Here is a 16,574-nt window from a genome sequence, read left to right as displayed (position 1 = left end):
GTCGCTCAGTCCTCGTCGTCGGGGCGTCGGCTGTTCCGCAGACCCAGCAGCCACGCCGCCGCCAGCAGCGCGATGCCGCCGCCGGCCATCGGTGCGGCCGAAGGCGCGCGGCGCGGCAAGCAGGTCCGACCGCCGCTGCACGGTTCCGTCTCCGGGTCGCGCACGGTGACGGTGCGGTGGTAGGAGTCCACCGACTGCCCACCGGCGTACGCGCGCACCACGAGCCGGTTCGAGCCGTAGTCCACGTAGATCTCGACCGACCCGCCGCTGCACGGGATCGCCACCGAGTAGCTGTAGGTCGTGTTCACGACCTCGCAGGTGCCGGTGTGGTTGGCCCAGTCCGCGGGCGGCGAGGTGTTGACGACCCGGCTGAACACGTCGCCGGTCAAGCCCACCCCGGAGATCACGACCGCGCCGGCCGTGGGCAGGCTGGGCGGTGGCGGTGTGGTCGTCGTCGTGGTGGTCGGCTGCGGCGCGGGCGGCTGGGTCGTCGTGGTCGTCGGCTGGGGTTGCGGCGGCGGCTGGGTGGTGGTGGTCGTCGTCGGCGCCACCGCGGGCGGGCGCACGGCGAAGTTCGCGGTGGCGGCCTCGCCCGCGCCCAGGCGGTTGTAGGCCACCACGGACACGTCGAGCCGCCCGCTGGCGCAGAACGTGCCGCCGGCGCAGGACAGGGACAACTCGGTCGAGGTGCCGGCGACCTGGGCGGTCTTGGAACCGCCGGAGAACCCGCCGGACGCGGTCACCGAGTACCCGGACACCGCCTCGCCGTTGTCGGGTGCGGCGCCCCAGCTCACGCGGACCACGACTGTGCTGCCGTCGTTGGAGACCTGGTTGACCGTCACGCCCGGCGGCCGGCCCGGCGCGACGCCGCTGAGCCCGGCGCTCGGGGTGGTCGTGACGACCGGCGGTTCGGTGGTGGTCGTCGGGTTCTGGCCGCCGCCGCGCCGGTCGTCGCGCGTGGGCGGGTCGGGCCTGGGCGGCGGCGGGCTGGGCACGCTCGGGATGGGCGAGCGGTCCGGGTCGGTCACGGGGAGCTCGGGGCTGCGGATCACCACGTCGCGGGTGCGGCCGTCGGTGTCCACGATGACGCCGTTGGCCGCGCCCGGGGTGTTGATGAACAGCTTGCCGTCGTCGAACACCAGCTCCGGGTCGTTGCCGGGCGCGGGCACGTCCTGGCTGCCGCGCTTGCCGTCGCGGTCGAGCACGACGACCTTGCCCGAGCCGTGGCACGGCACGTAGACGCGGTCGCGGAACACCGCGGGGCGGCCGGGGCGCGGGCAGCCGTACTGGTTCATGTCCACGCGGCGCACGTCGTCGTCGGTGACCAGGACGACCGCGGCGGCGTCGGGCACCGAGGCGGGCACGAGGCCGGGCGGGCTGGTCTGGGCGGCCAGCACCTCGCCGGTCAGCGAGTCGGTGTTGGCGGTGAGGTCGCGGGCGGTGCCGTCGCGGACGACCACGCCGCCCTCCAGGCCCAGCAGGGTCACGCCGCGCTCGTGGGGCACCAGGGCGGTGCGCGGACCGGCGCCGGGCACGGGCCGGTTGGACAGCTCGCGGAACTTCTCGACGTCCTCGGCCCACTCCAGCGCGTGCAGGTTGCCGCCGTGGTCGACGGCCCACACCACACCCCGGTCGTCGGAGACGACGTCGGCCAGCGGCCGGCCCACCCGCCACGGCTGCCCGACGTCGGCGAGGGTCACCGGGTCGACGTTGTGCACGGTGCCCGCGTCGCGGTCGACCACGTAGATCCGGTCGTCGACGATCAGCACCTTCGGCGACTGCCCGACCGGCGCCTGGCGGCGGCCACTGGCCAGCAGGGTGGCGAGGTCGATGACGGTGATCTGGCCGGTGCGGCGGTCCAGGACGATCAGCTTGTCGTCGGACTGCGCGATCTCCAGCTGCGCGTCGCCGCCGCTGACCTGCAACCGGGTCTGCGGCTTGCCGGAGCTGGGGTTGACCTGCACGACCTCGCCGCGCTCGTCGTCACCCAGCCAGGTCAGCCCGTCGGAGACGTCGACGGCGGTGCGGGCGATCCCGTTGCCCAGCGCCGCGCCGACCAGCAGCAGCACGCCCAGCGAGGCCGCCGTGGCACTGGCGGACTGCCGCCTGCCGAAGCCGACGACACGGCGCGTGATCGTTCCCAGCGTTAACCCCACGCGCGGATGCTAACGCCCTCCTATGACACTTCGGAGAAGACTCTTCGGCCCTGCTCCGACCGGCCCACAAGACCTTCGGCCGGATGCGTCCACATCGGACCGGGCTTTCAGAACTCGACCATCTCCGCGCGGACCTTGGCGCACTCGGTCTGGAGACCCTGCTCGATCGCCTGGCTGATCTCCGCCAGGGACCGCAGCTGCTCCGGGGTCAGCACGTCGAACAGGTGCTCGCGCACCGCCGTGACGTGACCGGGCGCCGCCGCGTCCAGCACCGCGAAGCCGCGGTCGGTCAGCACGGCGATGGAACCGCGCCGGTCCGACGGGCACGCCTGCCGCTGCACCCACCCCTCCTTCTCCAGCCGGGCGACCGCGTGCGAGAGCCGGCTGCGGGACGAGTGGCACACCAGCGCCAGCTCGCTCATCCGCAGGGACCGCTCGGGCGCCTCGGACAGTGCGACGAGGATCTCGTAGTAGGCCACCGGCATCCCGGAGTCGCGCTGCAACTGCCGGTCGAGGTGTTCGGTGAACTTGGTCACGGCGGTCATGAAGCCGCGCCAAACCCGCTGTTCATCGGCGTCAAGCCACCGCACTTCGCTCATGCTCCCATCATACGGGCCTGGTTGAACTCTCAACCAGGATGCGCTATGTTCAGTTGAGAGTTCAACCAGACCGAGTGAGAAGGACTTCCCATGACCACGCAGACCGTGCAGATCCCCGGCTACATCGCTGGCACGTGGGCGATCGACCCGGTGCACTCCGACGTCTCCTTCGTGGTCCGCCACCTCGGCATCTCCAAGGTCCGCGGCCACTTCGACACGTTCGAGGGCCAGATCGTGACCGCGGAGAACCCGCTGGAGTCGACCGTCACGGCCAAGATCGACGCCGCCTCGATCAACACCAAGAACGAGGCCCGTGACGCCCACGTCAAGAACGAGGACTTCCTGGACGTCGAGAAGTTCCCGGAGCTGACCTTCACCTCCACCGGCGTGCGCGCGAACGGCGAGGGCTTCCTCGTGGACGGCGAGCTGTCCCTGCACGGCGTGACCAAGGCCGTCGAGCTGGAGCTGGAGCTCAACGGCTTCGGCGACGGCTTCGAGGGCGCGAAGGTCGCGGGCTTCTCCGCCAGCACCGAGATCAGCCGCAAGGAGTTCGGCATCTCCGGTGGCGCGGCGGGCGCGGCCGTCGGCGACAAGATCACCATCCTGCTCGAGATCGAGGCCGTCCTCCAGGCCTGAGCAGCACCCTCGAAGGGGCTCGACCGGTGACCCGGACGGGCCCCTTTCGCATGCACTCACAGTGGCGGTATCACTGAGACGGCTGATACCCCGATATTCCACCTCGACGGTCATCCGGGTACGGTCTGAGACCTTCCAGGCACGAACCGTGAACCACCGGCCCGCTCCGCCCGTATTAATGGACACGTTCCGCTCACGGTGTCTAGACCACGTGGGTGACACGGGCTGTATTCATGGCACCATCTGGCGCAACATGCGGCTGGACGCCCGGCGAGGAGGATCGGTGTGAACGCCCGGACCGAACAGGTCGACGACATTCGACTCGTCGCACTGCCCACCGCGGTCAACGTCGCGGACATGTTCGTGCGCTTCTCGCTCGGCGAGTGGAAGCTGCGCGCCATGCAGGACGAGGCCTCCCAGACCGCCCGCCGCCTGGTGGCCGCGGCCGTCGAGGTGGCCGACCAGCGCGCACCCGGCTTCCTGCTGGTGCGGCTGCGGCTGAGCGGCAACTGCCTGGTCGTCGAGGTGGAGGGCAACCGCGTCGCCCTGCCCCCGGAACTGGCCGGCGCCCGAGCGGGCCTGGTCGACCTCACGGCCGGCGGCCGACTGGCGTGGTGCGAACTGTCCCTGCCCTCGGGCATGAACGCCTCGGCCGTCCCCCTCCCCCGCCGCGAACCCCGCCGCTCCCCGGCCGCCGAGGCCCTGGGCGACGAACCCGAGGTCGACCCCGAGGTCATCCAACGCATCCTGTTCGGCCTCGGCGGCGCAATGGACCGCCGCCAGGACTGACTCCTCCACGGCCGGCGGCCTGAGACCTCGAGCTGCCGGCCACCTGAGGTCTCGAGCTGCCAGCCGCCCGAGGGCTCGAGCTGCCAGCCGCCTGAACTCTTCGCCGGCCTTCCACGCCTGCACTGTCAGTCCCCCGTGCGATGATCGAGACGGGGGCCGGAGGCCACGCGGCCGGGCACAACCCACCCGGCCGCGCCGCTCACCTCACCGGGCCGGCGCCGGCCTCACCGAGCCGCCGCCGACCTCACTGCCCAAGCGCCGACCGAGCCGGCACCGATCTCACCGGGCCAGTGCCGCCAAGGCCACCGCGAGCACAGCCATGCCGCACCACGACACGACCGGCAGCCGCTCCCCCAGCACGACCACCCCCAACACCGCCGCCACCGCCGGCTCAGCCAGCGTCAACGTGGTGGCCGCCGCGGCGGAGGTCTGCCGCAACCCGAGCCCGAACAGCAGGTACGCCAGGAACGTGGTGAACACCGACAGGTGCACCACCACGGCGACCCCGGTCCCGGCGCCCAGCCACCCGACCCCCAACAGCAGCAGCACCGGCACCGTCAGCACCGAGGCCCCGCCGAACACCGTCCCCACCACGGCCCGGGACGGGTGCCCGAGCCCGATGAGGTGCGCGCACACCACCGAATAGACGGCATAAGACAGTCCAGCGATCACCGCCAACCCGACACCGACCAGGTCGACCCGCGTCTCCCCGCCGCCCAGCACCAGCGCGGCACACCCGGCCACGGCGACAACAGTCACCACGGGCCGCGCCCGCAGCCCCAGCACGATCGGCGCGGTGGCCAGGGCCACGGTCGTGGCCACCGCCACCCCGGTCCGCGCGACGGCCGGGTAGAACGCCAGCGCGTACCCGGCGACCGTGGCCGCCCCGACCAGCAGCAGCCGCCGGTCGGCCGACGCGATCACCTCACGGGTGCCCCGCGCGGTGAGGAACAACAACAACCCGCCGACCACCAGGCCCGCCGCGCCGACCGCCGAGGCCGGTGCGGACGCGGGCGCCAGGGAGCTGACGGTTCCGGTGGTGCCCCACAGGAAGCACGCGCCCAGGATGGGCAGCGGTCCGTGGGTGAAGCGTGCTCGAAGCACAGTGGATGACACGTGTTCTCCGTTCGCGGAAGAGAGAAAAAGGGCGCGAACGGGCGCACGGCGGACAAGCCGAGCGTTGCGAAAGAAGTGCCGCGGGTGCGCCCGTCAGGCGGCCGGCGGCGGCAGAACGACGTGCCAGTGGGTGTTCACGCCGGGCATCGTAGCCGATCGGTACCCTGGGGATCATGGAGACGGGCGTCGCCGACGACCTGCTGCGGCGGTCCCTGGTGGTGTACAAGTTCGCGGTCGAGGAGCTGATGACCAAGCTCCGCATCCTCAGCGAGGAGTTCGACCTCGTCCACCGGCACGACCCGATCGAGCACATCACCCAGCGCGTCAAGCGCCCCGACGCCATCCTGGACAAGCTGCGCCGCAAGGGCCTGCCCCCGGACCTGGCGCTGGCCGCCGAGCACCTCGACGACGTGGCGGGGGTGCGGGTGGTGTGCCCCTTCGTCTCCGACGTCTACCGCGTGCGGGACATGCTGGCCCGGCAGAACGACGTGGAGATCCTCAAGACCAAGGACTACATCGCCGCGCCCAAGGCCAACGGCTACCGCAGCCTGCACCTGATCGTGCGCATCCCGGTGTTCCTGTCCGACCGGGTGGAGCACGTGAAGGTGGAGGTGCAGCTGCGCACGATCGCGATGGACTTCTGGGCGACGCTGGAGCACAAGCTGTTCTACAAGTACGACGACAAGGTGCCGGTGGGGTTCGTGGAGGAGTTGACCAGCTCGGCGGCGATCGCGGCCGAACTGGACGCCCGCATGGAGTCCCTGCACCAGCGGATCCAGCACGACTAGCCCGGCCCACCCCTCGGCGCCCAGTCGGTCGGGCGCGTCGGAGCGGACGACCGCGCCTCGCCGGGTGACGCGGTCGCCCGCGGGGAGGCCGCCGAGGTCGCGGGCGTTGTAGCAGCCGTTCCAGGGCAGGTGGCGGTCGATCATGAACTGGAGGACGTGCGGCGGCGGCCCGGGGTTGTCCGCCTACGCGAGCGGGATCTCGTGCTCGGTCGTCGGGTCGATGCGGCGTTCGGCGGCCGTGATGCGGACGTCGTTGATGCTCGCCTCACGCCGCCGCATGAGTCCGTCCGGGGCGAACTCCCAGTTCTCGTTGCCGTAGGACCGCCACCACTGGCCCTCGTCGTCGTGCCACTCGTACTGGAAGCGCACGGCGATCCGGTCGTCCGCGAACGCCCACAAGGACTTGCGCAACACGTACTCGTGCTCGCGCTGCCACTTGCGGGTCAGGAAGGCGATGATCTCGTCGCGCCCGGTGACGAACTCGTCGCGGTTGCGCCACACCGAGTCCGGTGTGTACGCGGCGGCCACGCGCAGGGGGTCGCGGGTGTTCCAAGCGTCCTGGGCGGCACGGACCTTGCGGCGGGCGGTGTCCTCGTCGAACGGGGGTGCCAGGTTCACAGCCGAGACCTTTCTAATGTTTGATCAACGCTTCAAACGTTAGAACGCGGAGCTAACGGATGCAAGCCCGTGTTACCGTGAGACCGTGGTCACGCCCGACGAACCCCGCCCGGTCCGGTTGATGAACACGATCCGGGCGGACCGCTCCGGCGTGCACGACGACCTGACCACCGTCGAGGACCTGTCCGCCTGGCTGACCGGCGAACCCGCCACCGCCGAGGACCTGGCCGCGTTCCGCACCCTCCGCCAAGGCCTGCGCGACCTGGCGGCCCTGCTCACCGACGACACGCGGGCCATCGCCGCCGACCGTGACCGGGACCGGGCCGTGGCCGCCGTGAACGCCGCCGTCCGACAGGCCGTCGCGTGGCCGCAGCTCGACGTCGAAGCCGGCGAACTGCGCCGCCGCACCACCGCGGACGCCCCGGCCGCGACGCGGGTGCTCGCCGCGACCGCCGCCGAGGCCGTGGACCTGTTCACCGGACCGGACCGCGGGCTCCTGCGGGCCTGCTACGCCCCGGGCTGCGTCCTCTACTTCGTGAAGGACCACCCCCGCCGGGAATGGTGCTCGCCGGGATGCGGCAACCGGGTGCGCGCGGCCCGTCACTACCGCCGCAACCGAACCGACGGGTAACCGCAAACGACGACCGGGGGTTGTCGGTTACGCCTGGAGCCGCATTTCTTCGGTAACACGGTGCAGTACCGTGAAATATACTTCGTGAGTCCATCCTCTGGACACCTCACGGGCGGGATTCCGCCCGAGTGCGAATGGACCTCGCATATCGTCCCGGATTTACGGAACCGGCCGGTCCAAACCAGGCCGTTCGAGTGAAAAGCCCGGACGCCGACGGAAACGGCCGGTTACTTCCGCAGAAACAGGGGAATCTCAATCCGGCAGATGCTCCGTTCGGCGGTCGCGTGGCGACCGGAACGGACGTCAACGTAGGGCGGCGACCAAATGGTCCATTCGCACAAAGGAACCCCCTCGATGAACACGGAACAGATCGCCCGTCGATTAGTGCGGCTCGTCGGCGAGCACCTGGTGCCCGGCGCGCAGCTGGCCGTGCACCGCCCCGGTGACGGCCTGTGGACCACCGGCGTGGGGCTGCCGCCCGACGCGGCCGTCCCCATCGGGTCGATCACCAAGACGTTCACCGCGACCGTCGCGATGGCGCTGGTCTCCGACGGAGACCTCGACCTGGACGCGCCGCTGCCCGACGTGGGACTCCCCCTCACGCTGCGCCACCTGCTCAGCCACACCGGCGGCCTGCCGTCCGACCCCGACGACGTCCACGGCACCTCCCTGCGCCGCCACGCCCTCGAGGCGTGCCGCACCCTGGTGCCGCTGCACCGCCCCGGCGCGGGCTTCTCCTACTCCAACATCGGCTACGTCCTGGTCGGCCACCTGATCGAGCAGGCGACCGGGATGTCCTGGTGGGAGGCGGTGGACGCGGTGCTGCTGCGCCCGCTGGGCCTGCGCCCGCGGTTCACCGTCGGCCCCGAGACCGACCGCGCCGCGGTGTCCGGGCACGCCGTCAACGCGACCTCGGGACGCGTCGTCCCGGTGCACCAGTCGCTGGCCCTGGTGGACGCGCCGGCGGGCGCGCTGGCCGCCAGCGCCACCGACCTGGTGACCTTCGGGCGGATGCTCGCGGGCGCCCCGCCCACCCTCGTCGACCCCGACGACCTGGACCTCATGCGCGCCCCCGTGCGGCACGCCGAGCCCTTCGGGATGGCCGACGGCTGGGGCCTCGGGCTCGCGCTGTACGAGCGCGACGGCACCACCTGGGTCGGTCACGACGGCACCGCCGACGGCACGTCGTGCCACCTGCGGATCAACCCCGACGACGGCACCGTGGTCGCCCTGACCACCAACGGCAGCAGCGGCTTCGCGCTGTGGCGGGACCTCGTGCCGGAATTGGCCGAGGCCGGTCTGCCGGTCGGCGATTACGACGGATTCCGCGCGCTGCGCCACCGCATCCCACCCCCGCCGGACTGCGCCGGCCGGTTCCGCAACGGCGACACCGAATACAAGGTGCGACCGGCCGACCGCGAGGTGTTGGAGCTCACGGTGGACGGCGAACCGTTCGCGGACCTGTCCTTGTTCGACGGCCTGGTGTTCGCGATGCGGGATTCCGACACGGGTGACACCAGCCAGACCGGACGTTTCCTGCGGGACCCGCAGGGCGGCGCGATCGAGTGGATCCAGATCGGTGGCCGGCTGGCCCGCCGACAGGTCCCCGAAATGGTTTGAAAAAACACGTTTGAAGCTTTGCTGAAGCGGGTATGGCCGCGCCCGTTCTCGCTCAATCCCCCAGAAAGGTTCCGCTCGCGATGACGCCTGTCAGAAACCTGCCTGATCTCGTGGCCGAGCAGGTGCACCGCACCCCCGACGCGCCCGCCGTGGTCTCCCCCGAGGGCGAGATCTCCTACCGGGACCTCGACGCCCGCGCCAACCGCCTGGCGCACCTGCTGCTGGCCAAGGGAGCGGGGCCGGAGCGGGTCGTGGCCATCGCCCTGCCGCGGTCGGTGGACAACGTCGTCGCCCGGCTGGCCGTGCTCAAGACCGGCGCGGCCTACCTGCCGGTGGACCCGGACTACCCGGCCGAACGCATCGCGTTCATGCTCGCCGACGCCGAACCGCTGCTGGTGCTCGACGGCCCCCTGGACACCGAGGGGCAGCCCGACACCGACCCCGGCGTGGCGATCCACCCCGACTCGCCGGCCTACGTCATCTACACCTCCGGCTCGACCGGCCGACCCAAGGGCGTCGTGGTGACGCACCGGGGGCTGCCCGCGTTCTCGGCGGCCGAGATCGCGCACTTCGACGTGCGGCCGGGCGACCGGGTCCTCCAGTTCTCGTCGCCGAGCTTCGACGCCTCCGTGCTGGAGCTGTGCATGGCGCTGCCCGCCGGGGCGGCGCTGGTGGTGCCGCCGCCCGGTCCGCTGCTGGGCGAGCAGCTCGCGGACGTGGTGGACGAGTTCGGCGTGACCCACGCGCTGATCCCGCCGGTGGCGCTGGCGACCGTGCCGGACCGGCCGCTGCCGACGTTCCGCTGCCTGATCGTCGGCGGTGACGCGTGCTCGCCCGACCTGGTGGAGCGGTGGGCGCAGGGGCGGCGGATGGTCAACGCCTACGGGCCGACCGAATCGACCGTCGTGACCAGCTGGAGCGGGCCGCTGGAGCCGGGGGGTGGCGCGCCGCCGATCGGGCGGCCGATCCCGGGCACGAGCGTGCGGGTGCTGGACGAGGAGCTGCGCCCGGCCGACGAGGGCGAGCTGTACGTGACGGGCGTGGGCCTGGCGCGCGGGTACCTGCGCCGGCCGGGGCTGACCGCGGCCCGGTTCGTGGCCGACCCGTTCGGGGCGCCGGGGTCGCGGATGTACCGGACCGGGGACGTGGTCCGGGTGAAGGACGACGGCGAGCTGGAGTTCGTGGGGCGGGCCGACCACCAGGTGAAGATCCGCGGGTTCCGGGTCGAGCCGGGCGAGGTGGAGGCGTTGCTGCGCAAGCACCCGGCGGTGCGGCAGGCCGTGGTGGTGGCGCGGGACGAGCCCAAGCGGCTGGTGGCCTACGTCGTGGGCGCGGTCGAGGGGTTGCGGGAGTACGTGGCGGCCACGCTGCCCGACTACATGGTGCCTTCGGCGTTCGTGGCGCTGGAAGCGTTCCCGTTGTCCCCCAACGGGAAGCTCGACCGGTCCGCCTTACCCGCGCCGGTGGTGGGCGGAACCCCCGAGGAGGACTTCACCGCGCCGCGCACGGACGCCGAGCGGCAGGTGGCGCAGGTGTGGTCGGACGTCCTGGGCGTGCCGCGGGTCGGCGCGCACGACGACTTCTTCGCCCTCGGCGGTGACTCGATCCTGGCCGTGCGGGCGCTGGCCCGGCTGGGCGGGCTGCCGGTGCGGGCGATGTTCGAGCACCGCACGGTCTCCGCGCTGGCGGCGGCCCTGCCCACGCACACCCCGATCCCGCGCGTGCCGCGCAACCGCCCGCTGCCGCTGTCGCCCGCCCAGCGCCGCCTGTTCTCCCTCGACGGCACGGCCGAGCAGAACACCGGCGTCGGCCTGCGGCTGACCGGTCCGCTGGACGTCGACCGCCTGGAACGGGCGCTGGACGCGTTGGCGCAGCGGCACGACGCCCTGCGCACGACGTTCGACGTGGTGGACGGCGAGCCCGTGCAGGTGGTGGCCGAGCACGGCACGATCCCGCTGGTCGTCGGGGACGAGCGTGAGCTGTGCGCGCCCTTCGACCTGCGCCGGGGTCCGCTGACCCGCGCGGTGCTCAAGCCGCTGGGGCCGCAGGACCACGTGCTCGTGCTGGTGCAGCACCACATCGTGACCGACGGCTGGTCGGTGGGCGTGCTGCTGGACGACCTGGCTGACCTCTACGCCGGCGTCGAACCGGCCGCGCCGACCGCCCAGTACCCGGACTTCGCGGTGTGGGACGCGGACCGCCCCCACCAGGACGTGTCCTACTGGGTGGAGCGGCTGGCCGACGTGGAGGCCCTCGACCTGCCCACCGACCGCCCCCGGCCCGCGCTGCGCACGACGACCGGCGCGGTGCTGCGCAAGGCCCTCCCCCGCGACCTGGTGGACCGGCTGACCGCCGTTGGCCGGGCGCACGACGCCACCCTCTTCACCACGCTCGCCGCGGCCGTGCAGGTGCTGCTGTCGGCGCGGGCGCGGCAGCGGGACGTGGCGGTCGGCACCGTGACCTCCGGTCGTGACCACGCCGACCTGGAGCGGGCGGTCGGGTTCTTCGTGCGCACGCTCGTGCTGCGCTCGTGGGTGGACCCGGACCTGCCGTTCACCGCCTTCCTCGACCAGGTCCGCGACACCGTCCTGGACGCGTTCGAGCACGAGGACGTGCCGTTCGACCGCCTTGTCGACGCCTTGGACCTCGACCCGGACCCGAGCCGCACCCCCCTGGTCCAAGCGGTCGTCGCGCTGCACCAGCCCCTACTGCGGCGCAGGACCTTCGGCGACCTGGCGGCGACCGAGCACGACCTGCCGCGCCCCCACGCCCGGTTCGACCTGGTGGTGGAGTTCTGGCCGCAGGACGACTCGCTCACCCTGACCGTCGAGTACAACGCCGACCTGTTCGACGCCGCCACGATCACCGCGCTGGCCGACGACCTCGACACCCTCCTGCACGACGTGGTCGAGCACCCCGACCGGCCGCTGAAGTCGTTGGTGGAGCTGGACTTCCCGCCCGACGACACGATCCGCGTGCGCGGCCTGCGCGTGGACCTCGCCGAGGTCGAGGCGACCCTCAAGCGCCACCACGAGGTCACCGACGCCGTGGTCGTCCCGGTCGACGGCCGCCTGGTCGCCTACGTGACCCCGCCGGTCGACCCGGCCGCGCTCAAGGGGTTCGCGGGCCAAGTGCTGCCCGCGCACGCCATCCCCTCGACGTTCGTCGGCCTGCACCGCCTCGACCGCGCCGACCTGCCCGCCCCGCCGGAGGAGCCCGGCGGCTACGTGGCGCCGCGCACGCCCACGGAGGCGGTGCTGGCGGACGTGTTCGCCGAGGTGCTGGGCGCGGCGAAGGTCGGCGTGCGGGACAACTTCTTCGCGCTGGGCGGCGACTCCATCCTGGGCATCCAGGTGGTCACCAAGGCCCGCGCGGCCGGGCTGGTGCTGACCTCGCGGGACATCTTCGCCCACCAGACGGTCGCCGCGCTGGCCCCGCACGTCACCCGCGACCTGCCGCCGGACGCCGACCAGGGTCCCGTGACCGGCGACGCCCCGCTGACCCCGATCCAGCGGTGGTTCCTGGACACCGGGGCCACGCTGTTCGAGCAGTCCCTGGTGGTGGACCTGGACTTCGAGGTCTCCCGCGCCGCGCTGGACGACGCCGTCGCCGCGCTGGTCTCCCACCACGACGCCCTGCGCATGCGGTTCGAGGCCGACCGGCAGGTGAACCGGTCCGTCGGGTGCCCGGAGCCGTTGCTGCGCGCGGACCTCCTCGGCCCCCGGTCGGTGCGGCTGACCGCGCACCACCTGGTCGTGGACGGGGTGTCCTGGCGCATCCTGGCCGAGGACCTGGTCACCGTGCTGCGCGGGCGGCGGCTGGGGCGCAAGACGACGTCGTTCCGCGACTGGGCGCGCCGCCTGGCCCGGCACACGCTGGAAGGCGGGTTCGACGACGAGTTGCCGCACTGGTCGGCCGTCTCCGGCGGTGACATCCCGACCGACCGCCACGGCCCCAACACCTACGCCACCGCGCGGGAGGTCACCGTCCGACTGTCCGAAAAGGACACCGCGGCCCTGCTGCGGGACGTGCCCGAGGTATACCGAACGCAGGTCAACGACGTGCTGCTGACCGCGTTGGGCCGGGTGCTGGCCGACTGGACCGGCGACGACCACGTGGTGGTGGACCTGGAGGGCCACGGCCGCGAGGAACTGTTCGACGACGTGGACCTGTCCCGCACGGTCGGCTGGTTCACCACGGTCTACCCGGTGGCGCTGGACGTGCCGCGCGAGTGGGGCGCGGCCCTGAAGGCGGTCAAGGAGCAGCTGCGGGCCGTGCCGCGCCGGGGCATCGGCTGCGGTGCGCTGCGCCGCCTGGCCGGCGGACCCGCGTGCGACCCGGCCGTGAGCCTGAACTACCTGGGCAGCTTCCGGTCCGGCGAACGGGACCTCGACCTGGCCGCCGACCCCGACATGCCGCGCCCGCACCTCCTGGACGTGGTGGGCCGCGTGCAGGACGGCCGGCTGGAGGTGTCCTGGCACTACAGCGAGACCAACCACGACGAAGCCACCGTGGCGCGGCTCGCCGAAGCCTTCGCGGCGGCGCTGCGGGCGATCATCGAGCACTGCGCGGCACCCGGTGCGGGCGGGCGGACGCCGTCGGACTTCCCGCTGGCGCGCCTGACCCAGGAGCAGGTGGACCGGATCACCGGCGAGGACGCCTACCCGCTCACGCCCATGCAGGCCGGCATGGTCTTCCACGGCCTGGGCGAGCAAGGCGTGTACTTCCAGCAGACGACCTTCCTGGTCGACGGGGTGCCCGACTCGGAGGCCTTCGCCCGCGCCTGGCAGCGGGTCGTGGACCGGACACCCGTGCTGCGGTCCAGCGTGCTGTGGGACGACGTGCCCGAGCCGTTGCAGGTGGTGCACGCGCACGCCGAGGTGCCGTTCACGTTCCTGGACTGGAGCGGGCGGGACGACCCCGACCGGTTGCGGGAGTTCCTGGAGCAGGACCGGGAGCAGGGCATCGACCTGGCCACGCCGCCGCTCATGCGGGTGGCGATCATCCGGGTGGCGCCGGAGACCGCGCGGGTGGTGTGGACGTTCCACCACGTGCTGCTGGACGGGTGGAGCGTCTTCCAGGTGCTGTCGGACGTGCTCGGCGAGCCCGCGGAGCGGCGGCCGTTCCGGGACTACGTGGCGTGGCTGGCCGCCCAGGACGAGCAGGCCGCCGAACGGCACTGGCGGGACGTGCTGGGCACCTTCGACACCCCGACGCCGCTGCCCGCCGACCGGGCGCACAGCGGACCGGCGGCGTCCTCGGCCCGGCACTCGGTGGAGCTGTCGGCGGCGGACTCGACCCGGCTCTACGAGTTCGCCCGCACCCACGGCCTGACGGTGAACACGCTGGTCCAGGCCGCATGGGCGTTGCTGCTGGCCCGGTCGTCCGGGCAACGGGACGTGTGCTTCGGCGCGACCGTGTCGGGTCGGCCGGCGGACCTGCCGGGCGCGGACGCCATCACGGGCATCTTCATCAACACCCTGCCGGTGCGGGTCCGGGTGGACGGCACGCGGCCGATCGTCGCGTGGCTGCGGGAGTTGCAGGACCAGCAGGCGGAGTCGCGGCGGTTCGAGCACGTGCCGCTGACCCGGCTGCGGTCGTGGAGCGGGGTGTCGGAGGGCGCGAACCTGTTCGACAGCGCGGTGGTGTTCGAGAACTACCCCGTCGAACTGGGCGACGGCATGGGGCTGCGGGAGATCGAGGCCGTGGAGACCACGAGCTTCCCGCTCAGCGCCACCGTGTACCCGTCGGAGCGGCTGGGCGTGCTGCTGGGCTACGAGCCCGCGATGTTCGACGCCGCGTCCGTCGAGCGGCTGGGTGAGCGGCTCGAGGCGCTGCTGGTCGGTCTGACCGAGGACCCCGAGCGGCCGGTGGCGCGCGTGCCGTGGCTGTCGGACGTGGAGCGCCGCGAGGTGCTGGTGGACTGGAACGGTTCGGCCGAGTACCCGGTCACCGCGACCATCCCGGAGCTGTTCGCCGCGCAGGCCGCCCGGACGCCCGACGCGATCGCGGTCAGCTTCGCGGGCGAGCACCTCACCTACCGCGAGCTGGACGAGCGCTCGAACCGGCTGGCCCACCACCTCGTCGCGGCGGGCGCGGGCCCGGAGCGCCTGGTGGCCCTGCTGTTCGAGCGGACCGCGGACCTGGTCGTGGCGGTGCTCGGCGTGCTGAAGTCCGGCGCGGCGTACCTGCCGATCGACCCGGCCTACCCCGCCGAGCGCATCGCGGGCACGATCGCCGACGGCAAGCCGGTGGTCGTGCTGGACCGGCTGCCCGACCTGTCCGGCCACCCGGCGACCCCGCCCGAGGTGGCGCACCACCCGGAGCACGCGGCCTACGTGATCTACACGTCCGGCTCGACCGGCAAGCCCAAGGGCGTGGTCATCCCGCACAGCAACGTCATCCGGCTGTTCGACGCCACCCGGCACTGGTACGGGTTCGACGAGAACGACGTCTGGCCGCTGTTCCACAGCTACGCCTTCGACGTCTCCGTCTGGGAGCTCTGGGGCGCGCTGCTGCACGGCGGGCGGCTCGTCGTCGTGTCCTACGAGACCTCCCGCTCGCCGCGCGAGTTCGCCCGGCTGGTCCGGGAGGAGGGCGTCACGGTGCTCAACCAGACGCCGTCGGCGTTCTACCAGCTCATCCCCGAGCAGCCGGACGTGCGCCGGGTGATCTTCGCGGGCGAGCCGCTGGACCTGGACAAGACCAAGGACTGGCGCGGCGCCGGGACCATGATCAACATGTACGGCATCACCGAGACCACCGTGCACGTCACCTACACCGTGGCCGACGGCTCGATCGGCGTCCCGATGCCCGACCTGCGGGTCTACGTGCTCGACGAGGACCTGGAACCGGTGCCGCCCGGGGTGGTCGGCGAGATGTACGTGGCGGGCCCCGGCCTGGCCCGGGGCTACCTCGACCGGCCGGGGCTGACCGCGTCGCGGTTCGTGGCGAACCCGTTCGGAGCGCCGGGCTCGCGCATGTACCGCAGCGGCGACCTGGGCGTCTGGCGCGACGGGACGCTGCACTGCCTGGGCCGCGCGGACCACCAGGTGAAGATCCGCGGGTTCCGCGTCGAGCTGGGCGAGATCGAGGCCGTCCTCGGGGCGCACCCCGCGGTCGCGCAGGTCGTCGTGCTCGCGGTCGACGAGCGCCTGGTCGCCTACTACGTGCCCGACGGGCACGTGGCCGTGGCGGAGCTGCGCGAGCACGCCTCGGCCACGCTGCCCGACTACATGGTCCCCGCGGCTTACGTGGCACTGGACCGGCTGCCGCTCAACGCCAACGGCAAGCTCGACCGCGCCGCGCTCCCCGCGCCAGAGCGCGACGCGGTCACCTCCGGCGAGTACGTGGCCCCGCGCACGGAGACCGAGCAGGCCATCGCCGACATCTGGGCGGAGGTGCTCGGCGTCGACCGGGTCGGTGTGGAGGACAGCTTCTTCGCGCTGGGCGGCGACTCGATCCGCAGCCTGCGCATCACGTCCAAGACCAAAGCGACCTTCGACGTCGACCTGTCACCACGCGACGTGCTGACCGCCCGCACCGTCTCCAGCCTCGCCGATCGGGTCGAGGAACTCGTGCTGGCCGACCTCGAAGCCCTCGCCGACCGGGAAGCGTGAGC

9 protein-coding genes and 2 pseudogenes are annotated in these 16,574 nt (G+C 72.5%); 6 read left to right on the top strand and 5 right to left on the bottom strand.

Annotation, left to right across the window (positions count from 1 at the left end; all coding sequences use genetic code 11):
• Window positions 1–5: 5 nt before the first annotated feature.
• Entirely contained in the window at window positions 6–2,156 is a 2,151-nt protein-coding gene (locus WBN91_RS15385) for a hypothetical protein (RefSeq protein WP_337726721.1), read from the bottom strand.
• Between the two features lie 107 nt (window positions 2,157–2,263).
• Window positions 2,264–2,755 carry a MarR family winged helix-turn-helix transcriptional regulator gene (locus WBN91_RS15380; protein ID WP_337726722.1) on the bottom strand — a complete coding sequence of 164 codons (492 nt, stop codon included), beginning with the start codon at window positions 2,753–2,755 and terminating at the stop codon, window positions 2,264–2,266.
• Between the two features lie 90 nt (window positions 2,756–2,845).
• On the opposite strand from WBN91_RS15380, the gene WBN91_RS15375 reads away from it, so the two are divergent.
• Both WBN91_RS15375 and WBN91_RS15370 read left to right on the top strand, forming a co-directional pair.
• The gene (locus WBN91_RS15375; RefSeq protein WP_337726723.1) at window positions 2,846–3,391 is read left to right on the top strand and encodes a YceI family protein; all 546 of its coding nucleotides are present in this window, start codon (window positions 2,846–2,848) and stop codon (window positions 3,389–3,391) included.
• Between the two features lie 285 nt (window positions 3,392–3,676).
• Window positions 3,677–4,180, top strand: coding sequence for an ATP-binding protein (locus WBN91_RS15370; protein WP_337726724.1), 504 nt, complete (start codon window positions 3,677–3,679; stop codon window positions 4,178–4,180).
• A 279-nt stretch (window positions 4,181–4,459) separates the two neighbouring features.
• Here WBN91_RS15370 and WBN91_RS15365 read toward each other — a convergent pair whose 3' ends face one another.
• Window positions 4,460–5,296 carry an EamA family transporter gene (locus tag WBN91_RS15365; RefSeq protein ID WP_337726725.1) on the bottom strand — a complete coding sequence of 279 codons (837 nt, stop codon included), beginning with the start codon at window positions 5,294–5,296 and terminating at the stop codon, window positions 4,460–4,462.
• Window positions 5,297–5,469: 173 nt separating this feature from the next.
• On the opposite strand from WBN91_RS15365, the gene WBN91_RS15360 reads away from it, so the two are divergent.
• Window positions 5,470–6,084 (top strand): GTP pyrophosphokinase, encoded by a 615-nt coding sequence (locus WBN91_RS15360; protein ID WP_337726726.1) that lies wholly within the window; start codon window positions 5,470–5,472, stop codon window positions 6,082–6,084.
• 54 nt (window positions 6,085–6,138) lie between these two features.
• Here WBN91_RS15360 and WBN91_RS15355 read toward each other — a convergent pair.
• A pseudogene (locus WBN91_RS15355) lies at window positions 6,139–6,228 on the bottom strand (hypothetical protein); the annotation flags it as partial.
• Window positions 6,229–6,267: 39 nt separating this feature from the next.
• Entirely contained in the window at window positions 6,268–6,696 is a 429-nt protein-coding gene (locus WBN91_RS15350; RefSeq protein WP_443217734.1) for a nuclear transport factor 2 family protein, read from the bottom strand.
• 91 nt (window positions 6,697–6,787) lie between these two features.
• On the opposite strand from WBN91_RS15350, the gene WBN91_RS15345 reads away from it, so the two are divergent.
• From WBN91_RS15345 to WBN91_RS15335, 3 genes and pseudogenes are all read left to right on the top strand, one after another.
• Window positions 6,788–7,333, top strand: a complete 546-nt coding sequence (locus WBN91_RS15345) for a CGNR zinc finger domain-containing protein (RefSeq protein ID WP_337726728.1) — start codon at window positions 6,788–6,790, stop codon at window positions 7,331–7,333.
• Between the two features lie 354 nt (window positions 7,334–7,687).
• Complete coding sequence (locus WBN91_RS15340) at window positions 7,688–8,953, top strand: serine hydrolase domain-containing protein (protein ID WP_337726729.1); 1,266 nt, start codon at window positions 7,688–7,690, stop codon at window positions 8,951–8,953.
• A gap of 86 nt (window positions 8,954–9,039) precedes the next feature.
• Window positions 9,040–16,572, top strand: a pseudogene (locus tag WBN91_RS15335) (amino acid adenylation domain-containing protein); the annotation flags it as partial.
• Window positions 16,573–16,574: the final 2 nt, after the last annotated feature.

The organism is Saccharothrix sp. CCNWYY140 (genome assembly GCF_037401995.1).
GTDB lineage: Bacteria > Actinomycetota > Actinomycetes > Mycobacteriales > Pseudonocardiaceae > Actinosynnema.
Note: the sequence above shows the minus strand (reverse complement) of the source record. Positions and strands in the feature narration are given on the sequence as shown.